Source organism: Pseudomonas sp. R1-43-08, assembly GCF_003852255.1.
Lineage (GTDB): Bacteria > Pseudomonadota > Gammaproteobacteria > Pseudomonadales > Pseudomonadaceae > Aquipseudomonas.
This window is the reverse complement of record NZ_CP027734.1, coordinates 3318043-3341273: the sequence shown is the minus strand read 5'-3', so window position 1 is coordinate 3341273 and position 23231 is coordinate 3318043. Positions and strand designations below refer to the sequence as shown.

24 protein-coding genes are annotated in these 23231 nt (G+C 60.8%); 13 read left to right on the top strand and 11 right to left on the bottom strand.

The genetic code is table 11. The annotated features are described in order from the left end of the window. Positions 1-85: 85 nt before the first annotated feature. Genes C4J87_RS15285 through C4J87_RS15270 form a run of 4 tightly spaced genes read left to right on the top strand, consistent with a single transcriptional unit; the run spans position 86 to position 4751 of the window. Entirely contained in the window at positions 86-556 is a 471-nt protein-coding gene (locus C4J87_RS15285; protein ID WP_124367470.1) for a MarR family winged helix-turn-helix transcriptional regulator, read from the top strand. Further along, entirely contained in the window at positions 556-2007 is a 1452-nt protein-coding gene (locus tag C4J87_RS15280; RefSeq protein WP_124367469.1) for an efflux transporter outer membrane subunit, read from the top strand. The genes C4J87_RS15285 and C4J87_RS15280 overlap by 1 nt, the downstream gene beginning before the upstream one ends. Before the next feature lie 15 nt (positions 2008-2022). Continuing rightward, positions 2023-3222: an efflux RND transporter periplasmic adaptor subunit gene (locus C4J87_RS15275; protein WP_124367468.1), complete on the top strand. Its 1200-nt coding sequence runs from the start codon at positions 2023-2025 to the stop codon at positions 3220-3222. Then, a complete protein-coding gene (locus C4J87_RS15270; RefSeq protein WP_124367467.1) occupies positions 3222-4751 on the top strand; it encodes a DHA2 family efflux MFS transporter permease subunit in 1530 nt (509 codons plus the stop codon). The genes C4J87_RS15275 and C4J87_RS15270 overlap by 1 nt, the downstream gene beginning before the upstream one ends. 155 nt (positions 4752-4906) lie before the next feature. Here C4J87_RS15270 and lpxH read toward each other — a convergent pair whose 3' ends face one another. Together lpxH and C4J87_RS15260 are read right to left on the bottom strand one after the other, a co-directional pair. Then, positions 4907-5656 carry a UDP-2,3-diacylglucosamine diphosphatase gene (gene lpxH / locus C4J87_RS15265; RefSeq protein ID WP_124367466.1) on the bottom strand — a complete coding sequence of 250 codons (750 nt, stop codon included), beginning with the start codon at positions 5654-5656 and terminating at the stop codon, positions 4907-4909. Continuing rightward, positions 5653-6159 carry a peptidylprolyl isomerase gene (locus C4J87_RS15260; RefSeq protein ID WP_124367465.1) on the bottom strand — a complete coding sequence of 169 codons (507 nt, stop codon included), beginning with the start codon at positions 6157-6159 and terminating at the stop codon, positions 5653-5655. The genes lpxH and C4J87_RS15260 overlap by 4 nt, the downstream gene beginning before the upstream one ends. A 248-nt stretch (positions 6160-6407) precedes the next feature. On the opposite strand from C4J87_RS15260, the gene C4J87_RS15255 reads away from it, so the two are divergent. Together C4J87_RS15255 and cysS are read left to right on the top strand one after the other, a co-directional pair. Beyond that, the gene (locus C4J87_RS15255; RefSeq protein ID WP_124367464.1) at positions 6408-8108 is read left to right on the top strand and encodes a glutamine--tRNA ligase/YqeY domain fusion protein; all 1701 of its coding nucleotides are present in this window, start codon (positions 6408-6410) and stop codon (positions 8106-8108) included. 18 nt (positions 8109-8126) lie between these two features. Beyond that, the gene (cysS, locus tag C4J87_RS15250; RefSeq protein ID WP_124367463.1) at positions 8127-9509 is read left to right on the top strand and encodes a cysteine--tRNA ligase; all 1383 of its coding nucleotides are present in this window, start codon (positions 8127-8129) and stop codon (positions 9507-9509) included. 204 nt (positions 9510-9713) lie between these two features. Here cysS and C4J87_RS15245 read toward each other — a convergent pair whose 3' ends face one another. Next, positions 9714-10055, bottom strand: coding sequence for a DUF6124 family protein (locus tag C4J87_RS15245; protein ID WP_124367462.1), 342 nt, complete (start codon positions 10053-10055; stop codon positions 9714-9716). A 705-nt stretch (positions 10056-10760) separates the two neighbouring features. Between C4J87_RS15245 and C4J87_RS15240 the strand changes: the two genes are divergently transcribed. Together C4J87_RS15240 and C4J87_RS15235 are read left to right on the top strand one after the other, a co-directional pair. After that, complete coding sequence (locus C4J87_RS15240) at positions 10761-11087, top strand: nuclear transport factor 2 family protein (RefSeq protein ID WP_124367461.1); 327 nt, start codon at positions 10761-10763, stop codon at positions 11085-11087. Next, on the top strand, positions 11084-11866 hold the full coding sequence (locus tag C4J87_RS15235) for an SDR family oxidoreductase (protein WP_124367460.1): 783 nt from the start codon (positions 11084-11086) through the stop codon (positions 11864-11866). Before C4J87_RS15240 ends, C4J87_RS15235 begins: the two co-directional genes overlap by 4 nt. Here the strand turns inward: C4J87_RS15235 and C4J87_RS15230 are convergent. Beyond that, the gene (locus tag C4J87_RS15230) at positions 11863-12192 is read right to left on the bottom strand and encodes a helix-turn-helix domain-containing protein (RefSeq protein WP_124367459.1); all 330 of its coding nucleotides are present in this window, start codon (positions 12190-12192) and stop codon (positions 11863-11865) included. The two genes, C4J87_RS15235 and C4J87_RS15230, sit on opposite strands and share 4 nt — an antisense overlap. A gap of 366 nt (positions 12193-12558) precedes the next feature. Here C4J87_RS15230 and C4J87_RS15225 point away from each other — a divergent pair, with 366 nt between their 5' ends. The 3 genes from C4J87_RS15225 (at position 12559) to C4J87_RS15215 (ending at position 14501) form a co-directional block, all read left to right on the top strand. Continuing rightward, positions 12559-13320, top strand: coding sequence for a GNAT family N-acetyltransferase (locus C4J87_RS15225; protein ID WP_124367458.1), 762 nt, complete (start codon positions 12559-12561; stop codon positions 13318-13320). A 63-nt stretch (positions 13321-13383) separates the two neighbouring features. Then, positions 13384-13626 carry a hypothetical protein gene (locus tag C4J87_RS15220; protein WP_124367457.1) on the top strand — a complete coding sequence of 81 codons (243 nt, stop codon included), beginning with the start codon at positions 13384-13386 and terminating at the stop codon, positions 13624-13626. Between the two features lie 2 nt (positions 13627-13628). Then, positions 13629-14501, top strand: a complete 873-nt coding sequence (locus C4J87_RS15215) for an acyl-CoA dehydrogenase (protein ID WP_124367456.1) — start codon at positions 13629-13631, stop codon at positions 14499-14501. A gap of 140 nt (positions 14502-14641) precedes the next feature. On the opposite strand, the gene C4J87_RS15210 is transcribed toward C4J87_RS15215, so the two are convergent. The 7 genes from C4J87_RS15210 to C4J87_RS15180 all read right to left on the bottom strand — a co-directional run bounded on the left by C4J87_RS15210 (position 14642) and on the right by C4J87_RS15180 (position 21784). Continuing rightward, positions 14642-14980, bottom strand: a complete 339-nt coding sequence (locus C4J87_RS15210; protein WP_124367455.1) for a Na+/H+ antiporter subunit G — start codon at positions 14978-14980, stop codon at positions 14642-14644. Continuing rightward, positions 14977-15255 carry a K+/H+ antiporter subunit F gene (locus C4J87_RS15205; protein WP_005789171.1) on the bottom strand — a complete coding sequence of 93 codons (279 nt, stop codon included), beginning with the start codon at positions 15253-15255 and terminating at the stop codon, positions 14977-14979. The genes C4J87_RS15210 and C4J87_RS15205 overlap by 4 nt, the downstream gene beginning before the upstream one ends. Further along, a complete protein-coding gene (locus tag C4J87_RS15200; protein ID WP_124367454.1) occupies positions 15252-15740 on the bottom strand; it encodes a Na+/H+ antiporter subunit E in 489 nt (162 codons plus the stop codon). The genes C4J87_RS15205 and C4J87_RS15200 overlap by 4 nt, the downstream gene beginning before the upstream one ends. Continuing rightward, complete coding sequence (locus tag C4J87_RS15195) at positions 15737-17416, bottom strand: monovalent cation/H+ antiporter subunit D (RefSeq protein WP_124367453.1); 1680 nt, start codon at positions 17414-17416, stop codon at positions 15737-15739. Before C4J87_RS15195 ends, C4J87_RS15200 begins: the two co-directional genes overlap by 4 nt. Beyond that, on the bottom strand, positions 17413-17757 hold the full coding sequence (locus C4J87_RS15190) for a Na+/H+ antiporter subunit C (RefSeq protein ID WP_124363330.1): 345 nt from the start codon (positions 17755-17757) through the stop codon (positions 17413-17415). Before C4J87_RS15190 ends, C4J87_RS15195 begins: the two co-directional genes overlap by 4 nt. Then, the gene (locus tag C4J87_RS15185; protein WP_124367452.1) at positions 17757-20681 is read right to left on the bottom strand and encodes a monovalent cation/H+ antiporter subunit A; all 2925 of its coding nucleotides are present in this window, start codon (positions 20679-20681) and stop codon (positions 17757-17759) included. The genes C4J87_RS15190 and C4J87_RS15185 overlap by 1 nt, the downstream gene beginning before the upstream one ends. A 173-nt stretch (positions 20682-20854) precedes the next feature. Beyond that, positions 20855-21784 (bottom strand): DMT family transporter, encoded by a 930-nt coding sequence (locus C4J87_RS15180; RefSeq protein ID WP_124367451.1) that lies wholly within the window; start codon positions 21782-21784, stop codon positions 20855-20857. A gap of 92 nt (positions 21785-21876) precedes the next feature. Here C4J87_RS15180 and C4J87_RS15175 point away from each other — a divergent pair, with 92 nt between their 5' ends. Together C4J87_RS15175 and C4J87_RS15170 are read left to right on the top strand one after the other, a co-directional pair. After that, positions 21877-22440, top strand: coding sequence for a helix-turn-helix domain-containing protein (locus tag C4J87_RS15175; RefSeq protein ID WP_124367450.1), 564 nt, complete (start codon positions 21877-21879; stop codon positions 22438-22440). Positions 22441-22624: 184 nt separating this feature from the next. Beyond that, positions 22625-22975: a hypothetical protein gene (locus C4J87_RS15170; RefSeq protein WP_124367449.1), complete on the top strand. Its 351-nt coding sequence runs from the start codon at positions 22625-22627 to the stop codon at positions 22973-22975. Positions 22976-23231 lie beyond the last annotated feature (256 nt).

The following is a 23231-nucleotide window of genomic DNA, read 5'->3' as shown; positions in this document are numbered from 1 at the left end:
CTAACTATTCCATTTGACATTCGCTGCCTAAGCAGTAATATCTCGTCACACATTCACTGCCTAGGCAGTAATAAGGTGACTTCCGATGCCGCATTTCACCCCTGAAAACTTCCACAACTGCCATCTCGGGCTGTTGCTGGGCCGCGCTGCGATCCTCAAAGACCGCATCATCGACACCCATATGGAACCCCACGGCATTACCGCCGCGCAGTTCAAGGTGTTGATCATCATGGCCCAGTTCGGTGTCGACACACCGGCCGAGCTATGTCGCAACCTGTCCCTGGACAGCGGCTCGATGACGCGCATGCTCGACCGGCTGGAGCAGAAAAAGCTGCTCAGCCGCAAGCGTTCCGACCTGGACCGCCGCCAGGTGCAGTTGGTGCTCACCGCCGACGGCCAGCGCCTGGCGGACATGCTGCCGCAGATCGGTGCCCAGGCCCTCAATCAGCTGGCCGGCGTACTCGAGCCGGGCGAGCTGGAAACCCTGGAACGGATCCTCAAGAAAATTCTGATAGCTGCGGGTGATCCCATCACCCTTCAGCGGGTAGGACAATGATGAACACACGCGCATTCAGCCTGGTGCTGATGGCGATGACGTTGGCCGGTTGTGCCAACTACAGCGGCCTTGACACCCAAGGCAAACGCCTCGACGCCAATAGCTTGCACACCGGCAAATCCCTGAGCGGTGTGAGCCTTTCCAGCGCCGCCTGGCCGGCCGCCGACTGGTGGAAAAGCCTCGGCGACCCACAGCTCGACGGCCTGATCCAGGAAGCTCTGCAATACAGCCCCGATATGCAGGTCGCCAGTGCCCGTGCGCACCAGGCCGAAGCTGCGGCCTATGCCGCCAACGCCGCGCGCATGCCCACCGTGGATGCCAGCGCTGGTGTCAGCCGTTCGCGGCTGGCCAAGGACCAGGACCCGCGCGGGGAGGGCGATGCCTATTCGACGGTGCGCAACATCGGCGCCAGCTTCAATTACGACTTCGACCTGTGGGGCGGCCAGCGCGCCGCCTGGGAAGCCGCCCTGGGCCAGGCCCGCGCCGCCGAAGTCGACCAGCAGGCCGCGCGCCTGACCCTGGCCGCCAACGTCGCCAAGGCCTACAGCGATCTGGGCCAGGCGCATATCGTGCGTGACCTGGCTGCCGACGACCTCAAGCGCACCCGCCAGATGCTCGACCTGAGCAAGCGCCGCCTGAGTTCCGGCATCGACAGCGAATACCAATACCAGCAAACCGAAAGCCTGGAAGCCAGCTCCCAGTCGCAGTTGATCGATGCGGAAAAACAACTGCAAAGCGCCAAGATCGCCCTGGCCGTGCTGCTCGGTAAAGGCCCGGACCGTGGCAACGAACTGGCGCGCCCGAACGTATTGAAACCCACGGCGGTCGCCGTGCCGTCGGTGTTGCCCGCCGAGCTGCTCGGCCGGCGCCCGGACCTGGTCGCCGCGCGCTGGCGGGTGGAAGCTGCGAGCAAGGACATCGCCGCCAGCAAGACCCGTTTCTATCCCAACCTCAACCTGAGCGCGAGCGCCGGCGCCGAATCGTTGTTGGGCGACGCCATGTTCGGTTCGGCCAGCCGCTTCTTCAATATCGCGCCGACGATATCGCTGCCGATCTTCGACGGTGGCCGCCTGCGCGCCGACCTCGACGCCCGCGACGCCGATTACGACCTGGCCGTGGCCCAGTACAACAAAACCCTGGTGCAAGCCCTGGGCGATATCGGCAGCACCCTGTCGCAACTGCGCGACACCGGGCGGCAGATCCAGGCGCAGCAACACGCCGCCGATATCGCCCAGCAGTCTTACGACACCGGGGTGCAGCGCTACAGCTCCGGCATCGGTAACTATCTGGATGTGCTCAGCATCGAGCAGCAATTGCTGCAGGCCCAGCGTCAGTTGGCGACCTTGAATGCTGCGCAGATCGATCTGTCGATTCAATTGATGCAGGCCCTGGGTGGCGGGTTCAACGCCAGCAACGTGGCCGCGACCACCCCAGCCAACCGCACGGAATAATTTGAGGTATTTGTCATGGCCACTGCCGACAGCAACACCGCACCCGAACAAACCAAAGACAACAACCCGCGCAAACGCAAAGTCATGCTGATCGGCCTGGCGCTGATCGTCATCCTTGGCGTCGTCGGCGTCTGGGCCTGGTACGAGTTCTACGGGCGCTTCAACGAAAGCACCGATGACGCGTACGTGAATGGCAACGTGGTGGAAATCACCCCGCTGGTCACCGGCACCGTGGTCAGCATCGGCGCCGATGATGGCGACCTGGTCCATGAAGGCCAGGTGCTGGTCAACTTCGATCCCAACGACGCCGCCGTCGGCCTGCAAAGTGCCCAGGCCAACCTGGCCCGCACCGTGCGCCAGGTTCGCGGTTTGTACAGCAACGTCGATGGGATGAAAGCCCAGGTCAACGCGCAGAAAGCGGACGTGCAGACCGCCCAGGACAACTACAACCGGCGTAAGACCCTGGCCCAGGGCGGGGCGATCTCCCAGGAGGAGCTGTCCCACGCCCGTGACAGCCTGACCGCCGCCAAAAACGCCTTGACCAACCTTGAGCAGCAACTCAAAACCAGCAATGCCCTGGTGGATGACACGGTGATTTCGTCCCACCCGGATGTGCAGGCCGCCGCCGCGCAACTGCGCCAGGCGTACCTGACTAACGCGCGCAGCACCTTGATCGCCCCGGTCACAGGCTATGTGGCCAAGCGCACCGTGCAACTGGGCCAGCGCGTGCAACCGGGTACCGCGCTGATGGCGGTGATTCCGCTGGACCAGCTGTGGATCGATGCCAACTTCAAAGAAACCCAGCTGCGTGATATGCGCATCGGCCAGCCGGTGGATATCGAATCGGACATTTACGGCAGCGATGTGAAGTACAGCGGCACCGTCGACAGCCTGGGCGCCGGCACTGGCAGCGCGTTTGCCTTGCTGCCCGCGCAGAACGCCACCGGCAACTGGATCAAGATCGTGCAGCGGGTACCGGTGCGCATCCATATCAACGCCGAAGAGCTGGCCAAGCACCCGTTGCGGGTCGGCTTGAGTACCGTGGTCAACGTGGACCTGCACGACCAGAGCGGCCCGGTGCTGGCGCAACAGGCGCCGCAGAAGGCCTCGTTTACCACCAACGTGTATGACCGCCAATTGGCCGAAGCCGATGCCATGATCAACCAGTTGATCCATGACAACAGCGTCGCCGCTCCCAAGGCTGCGCAACGCTGATGAGCAATAACGCCTCGTTCACGCCGCCCAGCCTGGTGATGGCCACCATCGGGCTGTCGCTGGCGACCTTCATGCAGGTGCTCGATACCACCATCGCCAACGTGGCGTTGCCGACCATTTCCGGCAACCTGGGCGTGAGTTCGGAGCAGGGCACCTGGGTCATTACCTCGTTTGCGGTGAGCAACGCCATTGCCTTGCCGCTCACCGGTTGGTTGAGCCGGCGCTTCGGCGAGGTGAAGCTGTTTCTGTGGGCGACCCTGCTGTTCGTGCTGGCGTCGTTCCTGTGCGGTATTTCCACCTCGATGCCCGAATTGATCGGCTTTCGCGTGCTGCAGGGCCTGGTTGCCGGGCCGCTGTACCCGATGACGCAAACCTTGCTGATCGCGGTGTACCCGCCGGCCAAGCGCGGCATGGCTCTGGCACTATTGGCGATGGTCACGGTGGTGGCGCCGATTGCCGGGCCGATCCTCGGCGGCTGGATCACCGACAGCTACAGTTGGCCATGGATCTTCTTCATCAACGTGCCCATCGGCATCTTTGCGGTGATGGTGGTGCGTGCGCAGTTGAAGAAACGTCCGGTGCAGACCAGCCACCAACCGATGGATTACGTCGGGCTGCTCAGCCTGATCGTCGGCGTCGGCGCCTTGCAGATCATCCTCGACAAGGGCAATGACCTGGATTGGTTCGAGTCCAACTTCATCATCATCGGTGCGGCCATTTCGGTGATCGCCCTGGCGGTATTCGTCATCTGGGAAATGACCGACAAGCACCCGGTGGTCAACCTGCGCTTGTTTGCCTACCGCAACTTCCGTATCGGCACCATTGTGTTGGTCGGCGGCTATGCGGGTTTCTTCGGCATCAACCTGATCCTGCCGCAATGGCTGCAGACCCAGATGGGCTACACCGCCACCTGGGCCGGCTTGGCGGTGGCGCCGATCGGTATTCTGCCGGTGCTGATGTCGCCGTTCGTGGGCAAGTACGCGCACAAGTTCGACCTGCGCCTGCTGGCGGGGCTGTCATTCCTGGCGATGGGCTTGAGCTGTTTCATGCGTGCGAGCTTCACCAACGAGGTGGATTTCCAGCACATCGCCCTGGTGCAGTTGTTCATGGGTATCGGCGTGGCGCTGTTCTTCATGCCGACCTTGAGCATCCTGATGTCCGACCTGCCGCCGCAGCAGATTGCCGACGGCGCCGGTCTGGCGACCTTCCTGCGGACCCTGGGCGGCAGCTTCGCGGCGTCGCTCACCACCTGGATCTGGATTCGCCGCGCCGACCAGCACCATGCCTACATGAGCGAGAACATGACCGTCTATGACTCGACTACGCGCGATGCCGTGCAGGCGCTGGGTGGGGCAGGGCACAAGGCCTATGCGCAACTGGACCAGATTCTCACCAGCCAGGCGTACATGATGTCTACCGTGGATTACTTCACGTTGATGGGGTGGGTCTTCGTGGGGTTGATGCTGTTGGTGTGGCTGGCCAAGCCGCCGTTTGGCGCCAAGGCCGGGCCGGAGGCGTCCGGGCATTGACCCGCAGAGGTTGGAGTGCAATCCAATGTGGGAGGGGGCTTGCTCCCGATTGCGGTGGGTCAGTTACAGATTGGCTGACTGACCCGCTGCTATCGGGAGCAAGCCCCCTCCCACATTTTGATCTCTGTTTACATTCAATAGGTGGTGTTTGAAGTTTAGGCGCCAGGCAATGCCAACTGCGGGTTGACGAAGTCAAACGCCGCCAGTTGAAAGCCTTGCTCATCCACCTGCAGCGCCCACCCTTGCTTGTCCCAATCCCCCAGCACAATGCGCCTGGCCGCCTGGTCACCAATCTGCAGCTTATGAATGGCGGGGCGGTGGGTGTGGCCGTGAACTAGGGTGCGCACGCCAAAGTGTTGCATGACCCGTGGCACTTCTTCCGGCGTGACGTCGACAATGTCGTTGGCCTTCATCCGTACCTGGGCACTGCTTTCACTGCGCAGCTTGCGTGCCAGCTGGTGGCGGGTACGCAGGGGCAGGTGGCGCAGGATGAACAGCACCATCGGGTTGCGCAGAATGCGCCGCAACTTCATATAGCCGAGGTCGCGGGTGCAGAGGCTGTCGCCGTGCATCAGCAGCACGGGTTCGCCGGCGAGCTGCACGACACTCGGGTCCTTGAGCAGCGTTGCGCCTGCCGCTTTGCAGAACGCCTTGCCGATCAGGAAATCGCGGTTGCCGTGCATGATGAAAATCGGGGTGCCGCTGTCGCTCAGTTCGCGCAGTGCGGCGCAGATCGAGCGCTGGAACGGTGTCATCCCATCGTCGCCAATCCAGGCTTCGAAGAAGTCGCCCAGAATGTACAACGCCTGGGCGCCACGGGCGCGGCCGTGGAGCAGATCCAGAAACGCCCGGGTGATGTCCGGGCGCTCCTCTTCCAGATGCAAATCTGAAATCAGCAATATCACGCTTCGATGATCTCGGCTTTCTCGACGATCACGTCTTCGGCTGGAACGTCCTGGTGGCCGGCCTTGGAGGTGGTCGACACGCCTTTGATCTTGTCGACAACGTCGGTGCCTGCGGTGACTTTACCGAACACCGCGTAACCCCAACCCTGTACGTTCTTGCCGGTGTGGTTGAGGAAGGCGTTGTCGGCCACGTTGATGAAGAACTGCGCGGAGGCCGAATGCGGCTCCATGGTACGGGCCATGGCGACGGTGTACTTGTCGTTGGAAAGGCCGTTGTCCGCTTCGTTCTGGATGCTTGGACGCTTGTCTTTCTTCTCTTTCATGCCGGGCTCGAAACCGCCGCCCTGGATCATGAAGTTGCCGATGACACGGTGGAAAACGGTGTTTTCGTAGTGGCCGGCTTTGACGTACTCGATGAAGTTGGCGACGGTGATCGGCGCTTTCTCGGCGTTCAGCTCGATGACGATGTCACCGTGGTTGGTGGTCAGTTTGACTTGAGTCATGTTCACTACTCTTTTCAGGGAATTCGTGGGGGTGGGCGAATAAACGCTTTACCTGCCTGGCTAAACGGCGGCCAAGTCGCGCAGTTTAGCGTGCCCTGCAGGAATTTCGAGGTGGTTTTTTACCGCCAAGGCAATTAAAGCAGCAGTTTTTGACCGCGCTCTGTCAGGCGGTTGACAGGTTCGGCTATGATAAGCCCTTTGTTTTATCTGGCCTCACCCGGCCACGAACCTGTCTGTTCAAGGATCCTATGAGCAAGCCCACTGTCGACCCTACCTCGAATTCCAAGGCCGGACCTGCCGTCCCGGTCAATTTCCTGCGCCCGATCATCCAGGCGGACCTGGATTCGGGCAAGCACACGCAGATCGTCACCCGTTTCCCGCCAGAGCCCAACGGCTACCTGCACATCGGTCACGCCAAGTCGATCTGTGTGAACTTCGGCCTGGCCCAGGAATTCGGCGGCGTCACGCACCTGCGTTTCGACGACACCAACCCGGCCAAGGAAGACCAGGAATACATCGACGCCATCGAAAGCGACGTGAAGTGGCTCGGTTTCGAATGGTCTGGTGAAGTGCGCTATGCCTCGCAATATTTCGACCAGTTGCACGACTGGGCCGTCGAGCTGATCAAGGCCGGCAAGGCCTACGTCGACGACCTGAGCCCGGAACAGGCCAAGGAATACCGCGGCACCCTGACCGAGCCGGGCAAGAACAGCCCGTTCCGCGACCGTTCGGTAGAAGAGAACCTCGACTGGTTCGCCCGCATGCGTGCCGGTGAGTTCCCGGATGGCGCCCGCGTGCTGCGCGCCAAGATCGACATGGCCTCGCCGAACATGAACCTGCGCGACCCGATCATGTACCGCATCCGCCATGCCCACCACCACCAGACCGGTGACAAGTGGTGCATCTACCCCAACTATGACTTCACCCACGGTCAGTCGGACGCCATCGAAGGCATCACTCACTCCATCTGCACCCTGGAGTTCGAAAGCCACCGTCCGCTGTACGAGTGGTTCCTGAGCAACCTTCCGGTGCCGGCACAGCCGCGCCAGTACGAGTTCAGCCGCCTGAACCTGAACTACACCATCACCAGCAAGCGCAAGCTCAAGCAACTGGTGGATGAAAAGCACGTATTTGGCTGGGACGACCCGCGCATGTCGACGTTGTCTGGCTTTCGCCGTCGCGGCTACACCCCGGCGTCGATCCGCAATTTCTGCGAGATGGTCGGCACCAACCGTTCCGACGGCGTGGTCGACTTCGGCATGCTCGAGTTCAGCATCCGCCAGCACCTCGACGCCAATGCCCCGCGTGCCATGTGCGTGTTGCGTCCGTTGAAGGTCGTGATTAGCAACTACCCGCAAGACCAGGTCGAAAACCTCGAACTGCCGCGTCATCCGCAGAAAGAAGAGCTGGGCGTGCGCAAGTTGCCATTCGCCCGTGAAATCTACATCGACCGCGATGACTTCATGGAAGAGCCGCCAAAGGGCTACAAACGCCTGGAACCCAACGGCGAAGTGCGCCTGCGCGGCAGCTACGTGATCCGTGCCGATGAGGCCATCAAGGACGCCGATGGCAACATCGTCGAACTGCGCTGCTCGTACGACCCGGACACCCTGGGCAAGAACCCCGAAGGCCGCAAGGTCAAGGGCGTGGTCCACTGGGTCCCGGCCGCTGCCAGCATCGAGTGCGAAGTGCGCCTGTACGATCGGCTGTTCCGCTCGCCGAACCCTGAGAAAGCCGAAGACAGCGCAAGCTTCCTCGACAACATCAACCCAGATTCGCTGCAAGTCCTCACGGGTTGTCGTGCCGAGCCATCGCTTGGCGACGCACAGCCGGAAGACCGGTTCCAGTTCGAGCGCGAAGGTTACTTCTGCGCGGATATCAAGGACTCCAAACCCGGTCAACCGGTATTCAACCGTACCGTGACCTTGCGTGATTCGTGGGGCCAGTGATTCTCTAAGGAAGCCGTTGTGCTAACGATCTACAACACACTCAGCAAGACCAAAGAAGTCTTCAAGCCGCTGGATGGCAACAAGGTACGCATGTACGTGTGCGGCATGACCGTGTACGACTACTGCCATATCGGCCATGGCCGCAGCATGGTTGCCTTCGACCTGGTGACCCGCTGGTTGCGTTTCAGCGGCTACGACTTGACCTACGTGCGCAACATCACCGACATCGACGACAAGATCATCAACCGCGCCAATGAAAACGGCGAGGCGTTCGACGTGCTGACCGAGCGCATGATCGCCGCCATGCATGAGGACGAGGCGCGCCTCAATATCCTCAAGCCGGACATGGAACCGCGCGCCACGGACCACATCCCTGGCATGCACGCGATGATCCAGACCCTGATCGACAAGGGTTACGCCTACGCCCCGGGCAACGGCGACGTGTACTACCGCGTCGCCAAGTTCATGGGCTACGGCAAGCTGTCGCGCAAGAAAATCGAAGACCTGCGCATCGGCGCGCGCATCGAAGTCGACGAGGCCAAGCAGGACCCGCTCGACTTCGTGCTGTGGAAAGCCACCAAGCCCGGCGAGCCGAGCTGGGAGTCGCCGTGGGGCGCCGGGCGTCCGGGCTGGCACATCGAATGCTCGGTGATGTCCACCTGCTGCCTGGGCGAGACCTTCGATATTCATGGCGGCGGCAGCGACCTGGAGTTCCCGCACCACGAAAACGAAATCGCCCAGAGCGAGGCGGCCACCGGCAAGACTTACGCCAATGCCTGGATGCACTGCGGCATGATCCGCATCAATGGCGAGAAGATGTCCAAGTCCTTGAACAACTTCTTCACCATCCGCGACGTGCTGGAAAAGTACCATCCGGAGGTTGTGCGTTATTTGCTGGTGTCCAGCCACTACCGCAGCGCCATCAACTACTCGGAAGACAACCTCAAGGACGCCAAGGGCGCCCTGGAGCGGTTCTACCATGCGTTGAAAGGCTTGCCTGTTGTGGCTCCGGCCGGTGGCGAAGCGTTTGTCGAGCGCTTCACCGCCGTGATGAACGATGACTTCGGCACCCCCGAAGCTTGCGCTGTCCTGTTTGAAATGGTCCGCGAGATCAACCGCCTGCGCGAGAGCGATCTCATTGCTGCGGCTGGCCTGGCGGCACGTCTCAAGGAACTGGCGAGCGTGCTGGGCGTGCTGCAAATGGAAGCCGACGACTTCTTGCAAGCCGGCGCCGAAGGGCGTGTGGATGCAGGCGAAGTCGACGCACTGATCCAGGCCCGCCTGAATGCCCGTGCCAATAAGGACTGGGCAGAATCCGACCGCATCCGCGACCAACTCACCGCCATGGGCGTGGTGCTGGAAGACGGCAAGGGCGGGACGACGTGGCGCTTGGCTGACTGACGGCGGATGGCTGCATGCTGAATAAAAACGCCCCGACTGGTTCGGGGCGTTTTTTTGCCATCATTTTAACGGTTCACTCAATCCAGTCCCGGGCTTGCTCGCGAATGCGGTGTGTCAGTCCGCTCATTTGCAACTGACCTAGAGTATTCGCGAGCAAGCCCGCTCCCACATTTTCACTGGGTCCGCTTTACAGATGCTTCGTTCTCAGATTTGCCCCTGAGTGGGGTTCTCGTTGAGGCTCATTGCTTTGTCCACCAACAATTGGACCCCCTCCAGCATCCTGCAGATGCCCAGTGCCACACTGCGAGGATTACCGTCGATCTCAAAAGCCAAATGACTTGCCAGTGCCTGAGCCGACGCAAGATCCTCCGACGCGTTGACCAGCAGCGTCTCGACGTCTAATCCTTCGCGCACGGCAAACACACCATGGTCCTCAGATGCAGGCTCTGGTTTCTCAGAAGTATTCAGATAATGGTTAATGGCTCGATGAGCAGTGGTGTGAAACGCGGTTGAATCCGATGGCGGATTCGGACTGTCTTTGATCATGGCGAAGCTCCTAGAGTATTGGAGTCACCACCCATCGCTGCGAAACGATACCCGGGTGGCAGCTGTACGCAGGTTCGCAGACCGGGACTCTAGGCACCCGGCATACCCGAAGGTATCCCGCGCACAGCCGCCATAACATCAGGCATAAAAAAGCGCCCGCTATCTGAGGTGGACGCTGTGCGTCTAGAGTTTAACCGGGCTGCGAAACCCGGTCGCTGAATTTGCAGCGACCACCGAAGATTAGGCAGCCATCTTCCGAGCGACAACCCTAAAACGCTGTCGGAAATTTCCTGCTGAGACTCATGCTTGATCTGAGTTGTTCGGCGGGACGCGGAGCGCCCCAGGCGGCATTACCACGCGGAGCGTGGGAACGATCAAAATGGGCGGCGCGCATCAGGTCTTTCGTCTGATGCAAAACCAACTGTGGGAGCGGGCTTGCTCGCGAATGCAGTCTTTCATTCAGAGCAGCAGTGGCTGACACACCGTATTCGCGAGCAAGCCCGCTCCCACATTTTTGACCGTGCTCACCTTGCGACGTCTTCGGTTTCACATTTATTGGGGATGCGCGCGCACTTCAATGTCCGGGCAGGCACGTAAAACCAATGGCTTACTTTGCAGTAAGCCCATTACCTTTTTGTGCGTTCTTGTGGCGAGTCCCGGCGGTTTCTATCCTGACGGCCTATCGAATGTTCAGGAGTACCCACCATGACCCTCGCGCTTCCTCCAGCCATCGCCCGTTACTTCGCCGCCGACGCCGCCAAGGCAGGCGATTTCAGCGAGTGTTTCACCGCCGACGCGGTGGTGAAGGACGAAGGCCACACCTATGTCGGATTGACGGCTATCCAGGCCTGGAAAACCGACACCGCCGGCAAGTACAGCTACACCAGCGAACCTTTTGCCTGTGAAGAGCAGGGCGGTAAAACCGTAGTGACCAGCCATCTGGTAGGGGATTTCCCGGGAAGCCCGCTGGACTTGCGGTATCGCTTCAGTCTGGAACGCGACAGGATTGCCGCGCTGGAGATCGGCGTATGAGCTTCGACCTCGGCCTGAAAGGCCTCCGCGCGCTGGTCACTGGCGGTACCAAGGGCATCGGCGCCGCCGTGGTAGCTGTGCTGCATGAACAGGGCGCCCAAGTGTTTTCGGTCGCACGTTCGGCGGCAGATTCGACACCCGAAGGCGTGCATTTCATCGCCGCCGACCTCGGCACTGCCGCCGGGTGTGCGAGCGCAACCGAGGCGGTGAAAGACCGGTTTGGCGGTGTGGATATCATCGTTAATGTGCTCGGTGGTTCCAGCGCACCAGGCGGTGGTTTTGCCGTGCTGGATGATGAGCAGTGGGCAAGTGCGCTGGGGCAGAACCTGATGGCGGCGGTGCGGGTGGATCGGGCGCTGTTGCCGGGGATGATAAAGCGTGGGGCTGGGGTGATTATTCATGTCACGTCCATTCAGCATGAGTTGCCGTTGCCCGAATCGACTACGGCGTATGCTGCCGCGAAGGCGGCGTTGGCGACTTACAGCAAAAGCCTGTCAAAGGAAGTGACGCCAAAGGGGGTTCGGGTGGTGCGGGTTTCGCCGGGCTGGGTGGAGACCGAGGCGGTGGTGGCTCTGGCAGAGCGCCTGGCGCACCAGGCGGGAACGGATTATGAGGGCGGCAAACAGATCACCATGCAGGCGCTGGGCGGCATTCCTCTCGGGCGTCCGGCCAAACCTCGGGAGGTGGCTGATTTGATCGCCTTCCTGGTATCGCCCCGGGCCGCTTCGATCAGCGGTACCGAGTACGTGATCGACGGCGGTACCGTGCCCACGGTCTAAATCGCCGGCTTGACCGCCTGCCATTTGAGCAGGCCATCGAGCACCGGGCACAGGCTCTGGCCCCATTCGGTCATGCGGTATTCGACCTTGGGCGGCACCACCGGGTAGACCGTGCGGTGCACCAGGCCGTCGGCTTCAAGCTGGCGCAGTTGTTGAGCGAGCATCTTCTGCGAGATATCCGGGATCAGCCGCTCCAGGTCGGAATAGCGCTGTACCTGGCCACCGAACAAGTGGAACAGGATGATCAGCTTCCAGCGCCCGCCGAGCCAGGCGAGGGTGGTTTCGACGTCGGCTGCGGCGGTGGCGGGGGTGTAGGCGTTGCTCATCGCTCGATTCCTGGAAGGTGGCAAAATGGGCGGCACGAATGCGATCCATCGCTTGGCATCGATTGCACATTTTACATCAGGCGTAAAAAACGCCCGCTACCCAGGTGCGGGCATTATGCGCTCGGAGTTTAACCGGGCCGCGAAACGCGGTCGATGAATTTGCAGCAACCGCCGAAGGGTGTGCAGCCATTTTCCAAGCAACACCCTAAACACTCTCGGAACTGACTGGCGGTCAAAATGTTGACTTTCGCTTTGATTATAGTCTTGCCGAATTAACCCGAGGTTTCAGAGTTTCCTTACAGTCTCCCCTCAAGCAGGGCAGCTAATGTTTTGTTTATTACTTGTCGTTGTAAGAAGGGAAACTATATGCAAATGCTTACAGAAACCAGAGACGCGGGTTCAGGCTTGCCGCCGCATGGCGGTAAGTTGATCGTCGGCCTCGCCAGTACATCAGAGCAACTGCGAGAAGTACAAGCCCTTCGTTATAAAGTGTTCAATGAAACTTTTCAGGCGCCAGCACTTACGAACGTGCAAGGTTTGAATGCCGATGCGTTTGATGATTATTGCGACCATCTTATAGTACGGGACATCACGACTGGCTGTGTGGTCGGTACCTATCGTTTAATGAGTCCTACGGCAGCCCGACACCTGGGATACTACTCGGAAAAGGAATTCGACCTGAGCCGATTGGATCATTTGCGCGATCGTATTACCGAAGTGGGGCATGCCTGCGTGCACCCTGACTACCGCAGCGGCAGCGTGATCATGATGCTGTGGTCGGGCTTGATAGCCTACATGCAACGTAAAGGATGTGATTATTTAATGGGGTGCGCCAGCGTCAGTTTGGCCGATGGCGGTTACCAAGCGTCGGCCATTTATCGTGCAATTACACCCAAACAATTCGCGCCGTCTGAATACCGTGTTACCCCTCATATACCCTTTGCACTTCATGACGTTAAAAATGAAAAACCTGTGCCCATGCCACCCTTATTAAAAGGTTATTTGCGCGGTGGTGCCTGGGTATGTGGCGACCCGGCCTGGGACTGTGATTTTCATACGGCTGACTTCTTTGTGTTGATGCCGTTATCGAATATAGATCAGCGCTATGCGCGCCATTACGTGAAGTAAATAAGCCGGCACTCCGTTAGTGTGAATCGGGATGCTGCATGAACCATCGAAGGGGTTAACGCTATGTTGTTGACAGAAGAACGAACCACTGCATTTGAACTGCTACCGCAATTGGCAGCCTTTCTTGAGTCCGCATCGCTTTTGGAACTGGAACAGGGCCCGTCCCAACGACTGGCCGATCTGTTTCGCACCGTTGGCCGGCCTGGGCTTGCCATTGCCGAAGCGCTGGGTGGTGGGGTGTCAGTGCACGCCAATTTGCGCAGTTGCACACGTGGGTCGGCGCACATTGCCCTTCACTGGCAGTGATGATGACCATGCACCACCACACCATCGCCGGCATGATGGCCGCCAGTTATTTCTTTCCTGATCTTGAGAAGTTGTTGAGCCTGGTTGCACGCAACGACTTGTTGGTGGCGTCCGGGTTCGCCGAAGGGCGTGCGCATTCGGATATTCTGGCCTCGACCATGACCGTGGAAAAAACCGCCGACGGCTATGTCGTGAATGGCAGTAAGAAACCCTGCACGATGACCCATCACTTCGACGTGATCACGTTTGGCGTCAATTACATCGATCCAGAAGGCCGCACGCATCTTGGCATCGGCGCGGGGTTGGCGGGTGATCCACGTATCGAGCGTAAGAAGTTCTGGGGCGTTCCTCATCTGCAAGCGGCGGACAGCCATGAGGTCATCTTCAATAACCTGGTGGTTCCCGAGTCCATGATGCATTTCAGCAACACGGTGGATGAGCAGCTCGATGAGGATCAACAGGGGATGGGTAACCACCTGTTTGCGATCTGGTTCCAGCTGCTGGCTGCGGCGTCCTACCTGGGCATGGCGTCCGCGTTGGTCTCGCGTGCTTTGACGGCGGGTAAAGGTTCGCCGGAAGACCGGGCACTGTTGCTGATCGACCTGCAAGGGGCGACGATGGCGTTGCAGGGGTTGGCCACTTCGATAGACGAAAACCGCTTCTTGCGCGCCGACCTGGCGCGTGCACAGGCCACACGCTTCTCGGTGCAGGAAGCGGTCAATCGTATCGGCACGCGTGCCTTCGAACTCATGGGCGGCATGGCGTTCATCTCGTCGGAAGAAGTCGCCTATCTGCTGGTGGCAACGCGTGTGTTGGCGTTCCACCCGACTTCCAGGGTCGCCAGCAGCGCATTTCTATGTGAGCAACTGGGCTAAAAAGGTTGGGGGGAACCAGATCTTTCGCCTGACACAAAACCAAATGTGGGAGGGGGCTTGCCCCCGATGGCGGAGTGTCAGTCACAGAGGGTCTGACTGAACCACCGCTATCGGGAGCAAGCCCCCTCCCACATTTTAAATCAACGGCGGCTGCTGACCTCGGCGGGCACGTCGTCACCGGCCATGCGCTTGCGGAACAGTGCTGTACGGGCCAGCAGCAAGGTGGTCACCGGCACGGTGATCGACAACAGAATAGGGATCAACCAGCCGTGCAACACCGGCCCGGACTTGAGCACCGAAAAGTAGATGATCGAGGCCAACGCCACGCACCACGCCCCAATCGTAGAGGCCAGGGCTGGCGGGTGCATGCGCTGGAAGAAGTCTTTCATCCTCAGCAAGCCAATCGCTCCGATCAACGCGAACACGCTACTGAGCACCAGCAGCACGGCCACGACGATTTCCATCCATAACGGCATCATTCAATCACCTCCCCACGCAGCAGGAATTTGGCCAGGGCGAACGAGCCGACGAAGCCGAACAGTGCGATCAACAGCGCGGCTTCAAAGTAGGTGTCACTGGCATAGCGAATGCCCAGCACCAGCATCATCAGCATCGCCAGGATGTACAGGTAATCCAGCGCCAGTACCCGGTCTTGGGCCGAGGGGCCTTTGAACAGGCGGATCAAGGTCAGCACCATGGCCAGGCTGAACAGGAACAGGCTGAACAGGATCGCATTGGAGAGCAGGGCGCTCATTCGAAGATCTCCATCAGGGGCCGCTCATAGGTGGCTTTGAAGTGCGCGATAAACGGCGCCTCCTCGTCCAGGTCGAATACGTGCAAGAGCAGGATGCTGCGGTCCAGCGCCAGTTCGGACCAGATGGTGCCGGGGATCACCGTGGTGATCATCGACAGCGCCGCGAGGCCGTTGGGGCTGCGCAGATCCAGGGGGATCTTGATAAAGCGCGAACGCGGCGGGCGTGAGCCACAGGTCAAGACGCCCCAGGCCACTTGCAGGTTGGACACAATCACGTCGCGGCCCACCAGCAGGAACAGGCGCAGGATCACGCCGGGACGGCGCAGGCTGATCGGTTGCGGGCGCAGTGGCGCCATCATCAACGGCGCAAGCACGCCCAGCAGCGCACCGAGCAGCAGGTTGCCGGGGCTGATGGACAGGTTCAGCACCAGCCATAAGCCCAATAACGCCAGCGACAGCCACGGCGCGGGAAACAGGCGTTTCATGGCTGCACCTCCAGGGCGGCGGCCTTGGCTTCAGGGCTGGGCACCGGACGCGTCGCCATCACTGCCATTACGTAATGCTCAGGGTTATTCAGGCTGTTGGCGGTGGCCAGGGTGTAGCGCATCAGGGGCTCGGCCTTGAAGGTCAGCGCAATGCTCAGGCCCAGCAGCAGGAAGATCGGTATACATTCGTAACGGCGCAGGGGCGATGGGCGCTCTTCGGGTGTCCAGAAGCGCTGGATGCCGAGCCGTGCGAAGGCGATCAGCGAGGCCAGGCCAGACAGGATCAACAGCGCCACCAGGCCCCAGGCCGCCGGGCGAATGGGTTCATCCAGCGCATTGCCCAGGCCCAGCGGATTGACCAGCGCGCTTAACAAACTGAGCTTGCCGATAAACCCGGACAGCGGCGGCATGCCGATGATCAGCAGCGCGCAGGCGACAAAACTCAACCCCAGGAACGCCATGGTCCAGGGAATCACCTGGCCGACCACGGCTTTCTGTTCATCGTCGAGGTTGACGCCGGGCCGTGGATGCAGGGATTCCATGGCCTTGGGCAGTGCGTCGATCTCTTCATCCAGCGGCAGGTCATTGGCTGAGCGCGAGCGTTCGATCAATTCAGCCAGCAGGAACAGCGCGCTCAGCGCCAGGGTGGAGCTGACCAGATAAAACAGCGCCCCCGCCGTCAGGCTCGGCTGGGCAAAGCCCACCGCCGACAGCAGGATGCCGGCCGAGACCAGAATGCTCAGGCTCGCCATGCGTTCCAGGCGCTGCGCCGCGAGCATTGCCAGTGCCGCGCAGACAATCGTGGCCATGCCGCCGTACACCAGCCAGTCACCGCCGAACAACGCCGAAGCGCCGGCCTGGCCGGAAAACAGCAGCGTCCACAAGCGCAGCACGGTGTACACGCCCACTTTGGTCATGATCGCGAACATCGCCGCCACCGGAGCACTGGCCGAGGAGTAGGCCGGGGCCAGCCAGAAGTTCAGCGGCCACATACCGGCCTTGGCCAGGAATGCGGTGGCCAGGATCGCCGCACCGGCGTGCAGCAGGCCGCGATCGGCCTCCGGCACCAGCGGGATTTTCAGCGCCAGGTCAGCGAAGTTCAGCGTGCCGGTGACCCCGTAGATCATCGCCGCGCCGATCAGGAACAGCGACGACGCCAGCAGGTTGATTGCGATGTAATGCAGCCCCGACGACACCCGCGCGCGGCCCGAACCGTGCAGCATCAAGCCGTAGGACGCCGCCAGCAGCACCTCGAAAAACACGAACAGATTGAACAGGTCAGCGGTGAGGAAGGCGCCGTACAGGCCCATCATCTGCACTTGGAACAGCGCATGGAAACTGGTGCCGGCACGGTCCCAGCGGGCCATGGCGAACAGCAGCGCGCTCACGCCGATGATCCCGGTCAGCACCAGCATCAGCGCCGACAGTTGGTCCACCACCAGCACGATGCCGAACGGCACTTGCCAGTTGCCCGGCAGGTACACGCCGATCGAGCCGGGGCCGCCTTTTTGCGTCCAGTACAACAGCAGCACGGCGATGCCCAGCCCCAGCATGCTCGAAACCAGATTGATTTTCGCCTTCAGCGGGCGGCGTTTCTCGCCGAGCATCAGCATCAGCGCGGCGGTCAGCAAGGGCAGCAGGATCGGCGCAACGATCAGTTGATTGACCCAATTCATGCCTTGGGCTCCCGGCCATCCACATGGTCGGTACCGGTCAGGCCCCGGGAGGCCAGCAGCACCACCAGGAACAACGCGGTCATGGCGAAGCTGATCACGATCGCCGTGAGCACCAGCGCCTGGGGCAAGGGGTCGGTGTAGTTGAGCAGGTCCTGGGGCACGCCGTCCTTGATGATCGGCTCCTTGCCGATAAACAGGCTGCCCATGCTGAAAATGAACAGGTTGACGCCGTAGGACAACAGGCACAGGCCCATCACCACCTGGAATGTCCGTGGCCGCAGGATCAACCAGACGCCGGAGGCCGCCAGCACCCCAATGGCAATTGCAATGACTTCTTCCATCAGGCGGCAGCTCCTTGTGGGTTGGCGACGGCTTTGAGCTGGTTGCTCGGTTTGTGCGCGCGCACCGATTGGTGACCGAGGGCGGTGAGCATCAGCAGGGTCGAACCGACGACCATGGCGTAGACGCCGACGTCGAAAAACAATGCGCTGGCGACATGGATATCGCCCAGCACCGGCACGCTCAGGTGCCAGGTATGGGTGGTGAGGAACGGGTACCCGGCGAACAACGCACCAAGCCCGGTGAGGGTCGCCGACAGCAGGCCGAAGCCCATCCAGCGCATCGGCCGCAGGCTCATCTGCGCCTCGACCCACTGCGTGCCGGCCACCATGTATTGCAGGATGAACGCCACCGACATCACCAACCCCGCGACAAAGCCGCCGCCCGGTTGGTTATGGCCGCGCATGAACAGGTAGAACGACACCACCAGCGCTATCGGCAACAGCAGGCGCACCAGCACCGCCGGCACCATCATGAAGCCCAGGGCGGTGTCGCTGGCCTGGCGCGGGTTGACCAGGTCGGTGGCGACATCGGGTGCGAGCTGGCGCTGTTGAGGCGGCAGTTCCATGCTTTCTTTCGACGGGCGGAAGCGCCGCAGCAGCGCGTACACGGTCAGCGCCACCGCGCCGAGCACGGTGATCTCGCCAAGGGTGTCGAAGCCGCGGAAGTCCACCAGCATCACGTTCACCACATTGCTGCCGCCGCCCTCGGGCAGGGCGCGGCTGAGGTAGAACGAGGAGATATCGTTGGGCGTCTGGCGGGTCAGCATCGCGTAAGACAGCAGCGCCATGCCGCCGCCCACCACGGTGGACAGCAGAAAGTCGCGCAGGCGCCGGATACGCGCCTTGCGCAGCGAGCTGGGCAGCGGCGAGACTTCTTCGATCCGCCGTGGCAGCCAGCGCAGGCCGAGCAGGATCAGCACGGTGGTCACCACTTCCACCACCAGTTGGGTCAGCGCCAGGTCCGGCGCCGAGAACCACACAAAGGTAATGCAGGTCATCAGGCCGCATACGCTGACCATGGTCAGGGCCGCCAGCCGGTGGTACTTGGCCTGCCAGGCGGCGCCCAGCGCGCAGGCAATCGCCAGCAACCACAGGGTGACGAACACGATGGAACCGGGGATTTTCGGCCGGTCGCCCCAGCTCAGGCCGCTGTTGAACATGGGGATCATGGCGCCGATCACCGCGACGATCACCAGCAGGAACAATTGGGTTTGCAGGCGCTTGGTGCTGATGCGTTTTTCCAGGCGACGCACGCCGCGCATCATCAGCACCAGGCAGCGCTCGAAGCCGCGCTTGCCGTTGAAATAGCCGACCAGGGGCGGGTAGGCGAAGCGGCCACGCTTGAGTTGTTTGCGTAGCATCAGGTACAGCACCACACCGCCGCACATGGCCACCAGGCTCATGATCAACGGTGCGTTCCAGCCGTGCCAGATCGCCAGGCTGTACTCGGGCAGCACGCCGCCCACCACGGGCAACGCGGCGGCGGCGAGGATCGAACCGACCATCTGGGCCGGGAAGATCCCCACCAGCAGGCAGGTGAACACCAACAGTTCAACCGGCGCGCGCATCCAGCGCGGGGGTTCATGGGGCGTGTGGGGCAAGTCGGTGGCAGGCGGACCGAAGAACACATCTACGGTAAACCGCAACGCATAGGCCACGCTGAAGGTGCCGGCGATGGTCGCGATCAACGGCAGCGTGATTTCCACCCATTTTGTCGCCGAGATAAACACCGTTTCGGCGAAGAACATCTCTTTGGACAAGAAGCCATTGAGCAATGGCACGCCGGCCATCGAGGCACTCGCCACCATCGCCAGGGTCGCGGTGAACGGGATCAGGCGCACCAGCCCACTGAGCTTGCGGATATCCCGCGTGCCGCTTTCGTGGTCGATGATGCCCGCCGCCATGAACAGCGAGGCCTTGAACGTGGCGTGGTTGAGGATGTGGAACACTGCCGCGACGGCCGCCAGCGGGCTATTGAGGCCCAGCAGCAGGGTGATCAGCCCCAGGTGACTGATGGTGGAATAGGCCAGCAGGCCCTTCAGATCATTTTGAAACATGGCGCAGTAAGCGCCGAGGAGGAGGGTGATGGCGCCGGCGCCGCCGACGATCCAGAACCATTCTTCGCTGCCCGACAGCGACGGCCACAGGCGGGCCAGCAGGAACACGCCGGCCTTCACCATCGTGGCCGAGTGCAGATAGGCCGACACCGGCGTTGGCGCCGCCATGGCGTGGGGTAGCCAGAAGTGGAAGGGAAACTGCGCGCTTTTGCTCAAGGCGCCGATCAGCACCAGGGCCAGCATCGCCGGGTACAGCGAGTGCGCGCGAATCTGCTCGCCCGCCGCCAGCACCTGGTCCAGGTCATAGCTGCCGACGATATGCCCCAGCAACATCACGCCCGCCAACAGGCACAAGCCGCCCGCGCCGGTGACCATCAGCGCCATATAGGCCCCACGGCGCGCATCGGCGCGGTGGTGCCAATAGCCGATCAACAGGAACGAGAACAGGCTGGTCAGTTCCCAGAAGAACACGATCTGGATCAGGTTGCCGGAGATCACCAGGCCGAGCATGGCGCCCATGAAAGCCAGGAAAAAAGCGAAGAAACGCGGCACCGGGTCGTCCGGCGACATGTAGTAACGCGCATACAGCGACACCAGCGCACCGATGCCCAGCACCAGCATCGAGAACAGCCAGGCGAAGCCATCCAGGCGCAGCACGAAGTTCAGGCCCAGGCTGGGCAACCACATGAATTCTTCACGGATAACGCCACCGTGGGCGATCTGGGGGTAAAGCATGGCGACTTGTATGGTGCCGACCAAGGCCACCAGGCCGGCCAGCAGGGATTCGGTGTTGCGTGCGTTGTGCGGCAGCAAGGCCGCCAGACAGCTGCCAATGAAGGGCAGAAGCAGTAGAACTATCAGGGACATAGGCTTCTAATCTGCGGGAGTTTGGGATGCATCATACGTGCCGCTTTCGTGATCACCAAACGGCAAGATGTGGCAGGATCCTACAAGAGCAGTAGAAAACAGCTACAACGTGGACGCGGAGCGTCCAGGTCGGCGTTACCACGCGGAGCGTGGGAACGATCAATCATCCGACCTTAGCCCTGGCGTTCCTGTTCCATCTCATCCTGCGCTTCGAAAGCCTTCTGCCCCTTGGTTTTCATTTCACTCACGATCACCGCCAGCACAATCAACGCCGCGCCCACCATCGCAATCGGCGGGAAGCGCTCGCCGGCAAGCCGTCCCACCACGCCCGCCCACACCGGCTCGCCGGCATAGATCAGGGTAGCCCGGGTCGGCGAAACACTCTGCTGCGCCCAGTTCATCGCCACCTGGATCACCGCGCTGGTCAAGCCCAGGCCCACCGCACTGAACAGCAGCAACCACGAAAAGCCCGGCAACGCCTCGCCCATCGGCACCACCATCAGGAACGACAACAGCGACGCCGTGGCCAGTTGCACCACGGTTACCCGACGCACGTCCACTTGCCCGGCATACGCGCTGATCAGAATGATTTCGGCGGCTACCGCCATTGCGCAGATCAGCGTGGCGATTTCACCGGGGCTGAAATTGAAAGAAGCGCCGGCCGGCCCGGTCAACAGCATCAACCCGGTAAACGCCAGCATGATGCCAATACTCGGCAGCAGTGCCGGGCGCCGCCCCAGTACCAGCCATTGCAATAACGGCACGAACGGCACATACAATGCGGTGATAAACGCCGACTGACTGCTCGGAATGCTCTGCAGGCCAATAGTCTGCAAGCCGTAGCCGAACATGATCGCCACGCCGATGAACACCCCGGCCTTCAACTCGAACAGGGTCAGGTCGCGCAAGGTACGCAAGGAAAAAAAGCCGACCACAATGGCCGCCGCCGCAAATCGCAGGCCGACGAAAAACATCGGTCCGCTGACGGTCATGGCATGCTGCACCAGCAAAAAGGTGGCGCCCCAGATCATGGTGATCACCACCAGGATGCATTCGGCTTTGCTCAAGCGATTGAAACGCGAAGGAGAGTTCGGGGCAGTCATGGCGGCTCGGTCTTGCAAGGGAAAGGCACGGACCGCACAATGCGCCGCACGCTGGGCAGTATACTGCGCACACCCACCCATTGAGCAATATAGTGCACAAAGAAAATCCACACCGGGCTTCGGTCCTGCAACACGTCAGCCAGAACGTGCGTCGCCTGCGCCATGCCGCCGACCTCAGCCAAACCGCGCTTTCGGAAAGATCCGGGGTCAGCCGGCGCATGCTGGTGGCGATCGAGGCGGGGGAGAAGAACGTCAGCCTCTCCACCCTCGACCGCGTGGCCGAAGCGTTGGATGTGGCGTTCAGCGACCTGATCCAGGCCCCGGATGCGCCCGACCACAGCCGCATCAACGAACTGGCCTGGGCCGGTGACATCCCCGGCAGCAAGGCCGTGCTGCTCGCCAAGGCCACTGCCCGGCGCGAAGTGGAGTTGTGGGAGATGCGTCTGGAGCCGGGAGACCGCTACAGCCCCGAACCGGACCCGGAAGGCTGGAGCGTGCAGGTGTTTGTGTTTGAAGGCAGCCTGAGCCTGCTTTTGGACGGGCAGGAAACACATGTTGCCGCGGGTGAGTTCTACATGTTTGCCAGCCGTCAGGCCCACGCTTATCGCAATGATGGCGACGTGGCCGTGCGTTTCGTACGCAACGTGGTGCTTTAGTTTTAATTTGAAGCAGCTACTGCATTGTCAACTGTCAACGTTCACAGGTGTCAAGGCGGCATTAACAGCTTATTATCGGCCGAGTAGTCTTCATAAAGAACATCGTGTGTTTGAATGCTTGCATGTTTTGTCCGTCTCGAGCGTTCTTAGTTGGCTACCTAACTCAGCATACGGAGATGGTCTAATGAGCGAAATATATATTGCATCGGATAGAACGGTTCCAGCACCTGCTATCGAACCTCTACATAATGGCGTTATTCATTATCAGGATATGTTGGACGGTAAGGGCGTATTGGTGATCAACCCCTATAAAGGGATGGCGCCAGGGCAAGAAATCAGGTGGAAAATCCGTGGTGATGGCACGTTGTATGGCTTTATTGATGTGACAGAAGTTAAACAGTACACCGCACGGCTGAGTGCTCGCGTTTTTAGTATTCATGAAGTCACTGCTTCTTATGTAGTGACGTTGGCGGGCGAACCAATACTTGACTCATCTGATGTGACTTACAGAGTACAAGGCTACCCGACCAAGTAAAAGTCGTTTGGTTTCCGGCAAGACTCCTGTTGTAGTTTTGGTACCTCTTCCATGCTTGGAGTCTGCCTGTCGGCCCGCGCATTCGCCCGTTATCCCCTGTTTTGGAACGCCTCTGCCAGCCCGGTCGCCGAACGCTGGAACGACTTACACTGTTCGCTGAACAACAGGCAACGAACAGTTTGCTGATTTATTGTATTCGGGCTGAGTGTTATTCGATTGTAACTTATTGAATTTATTTGATATTGGCTTTAGGCAC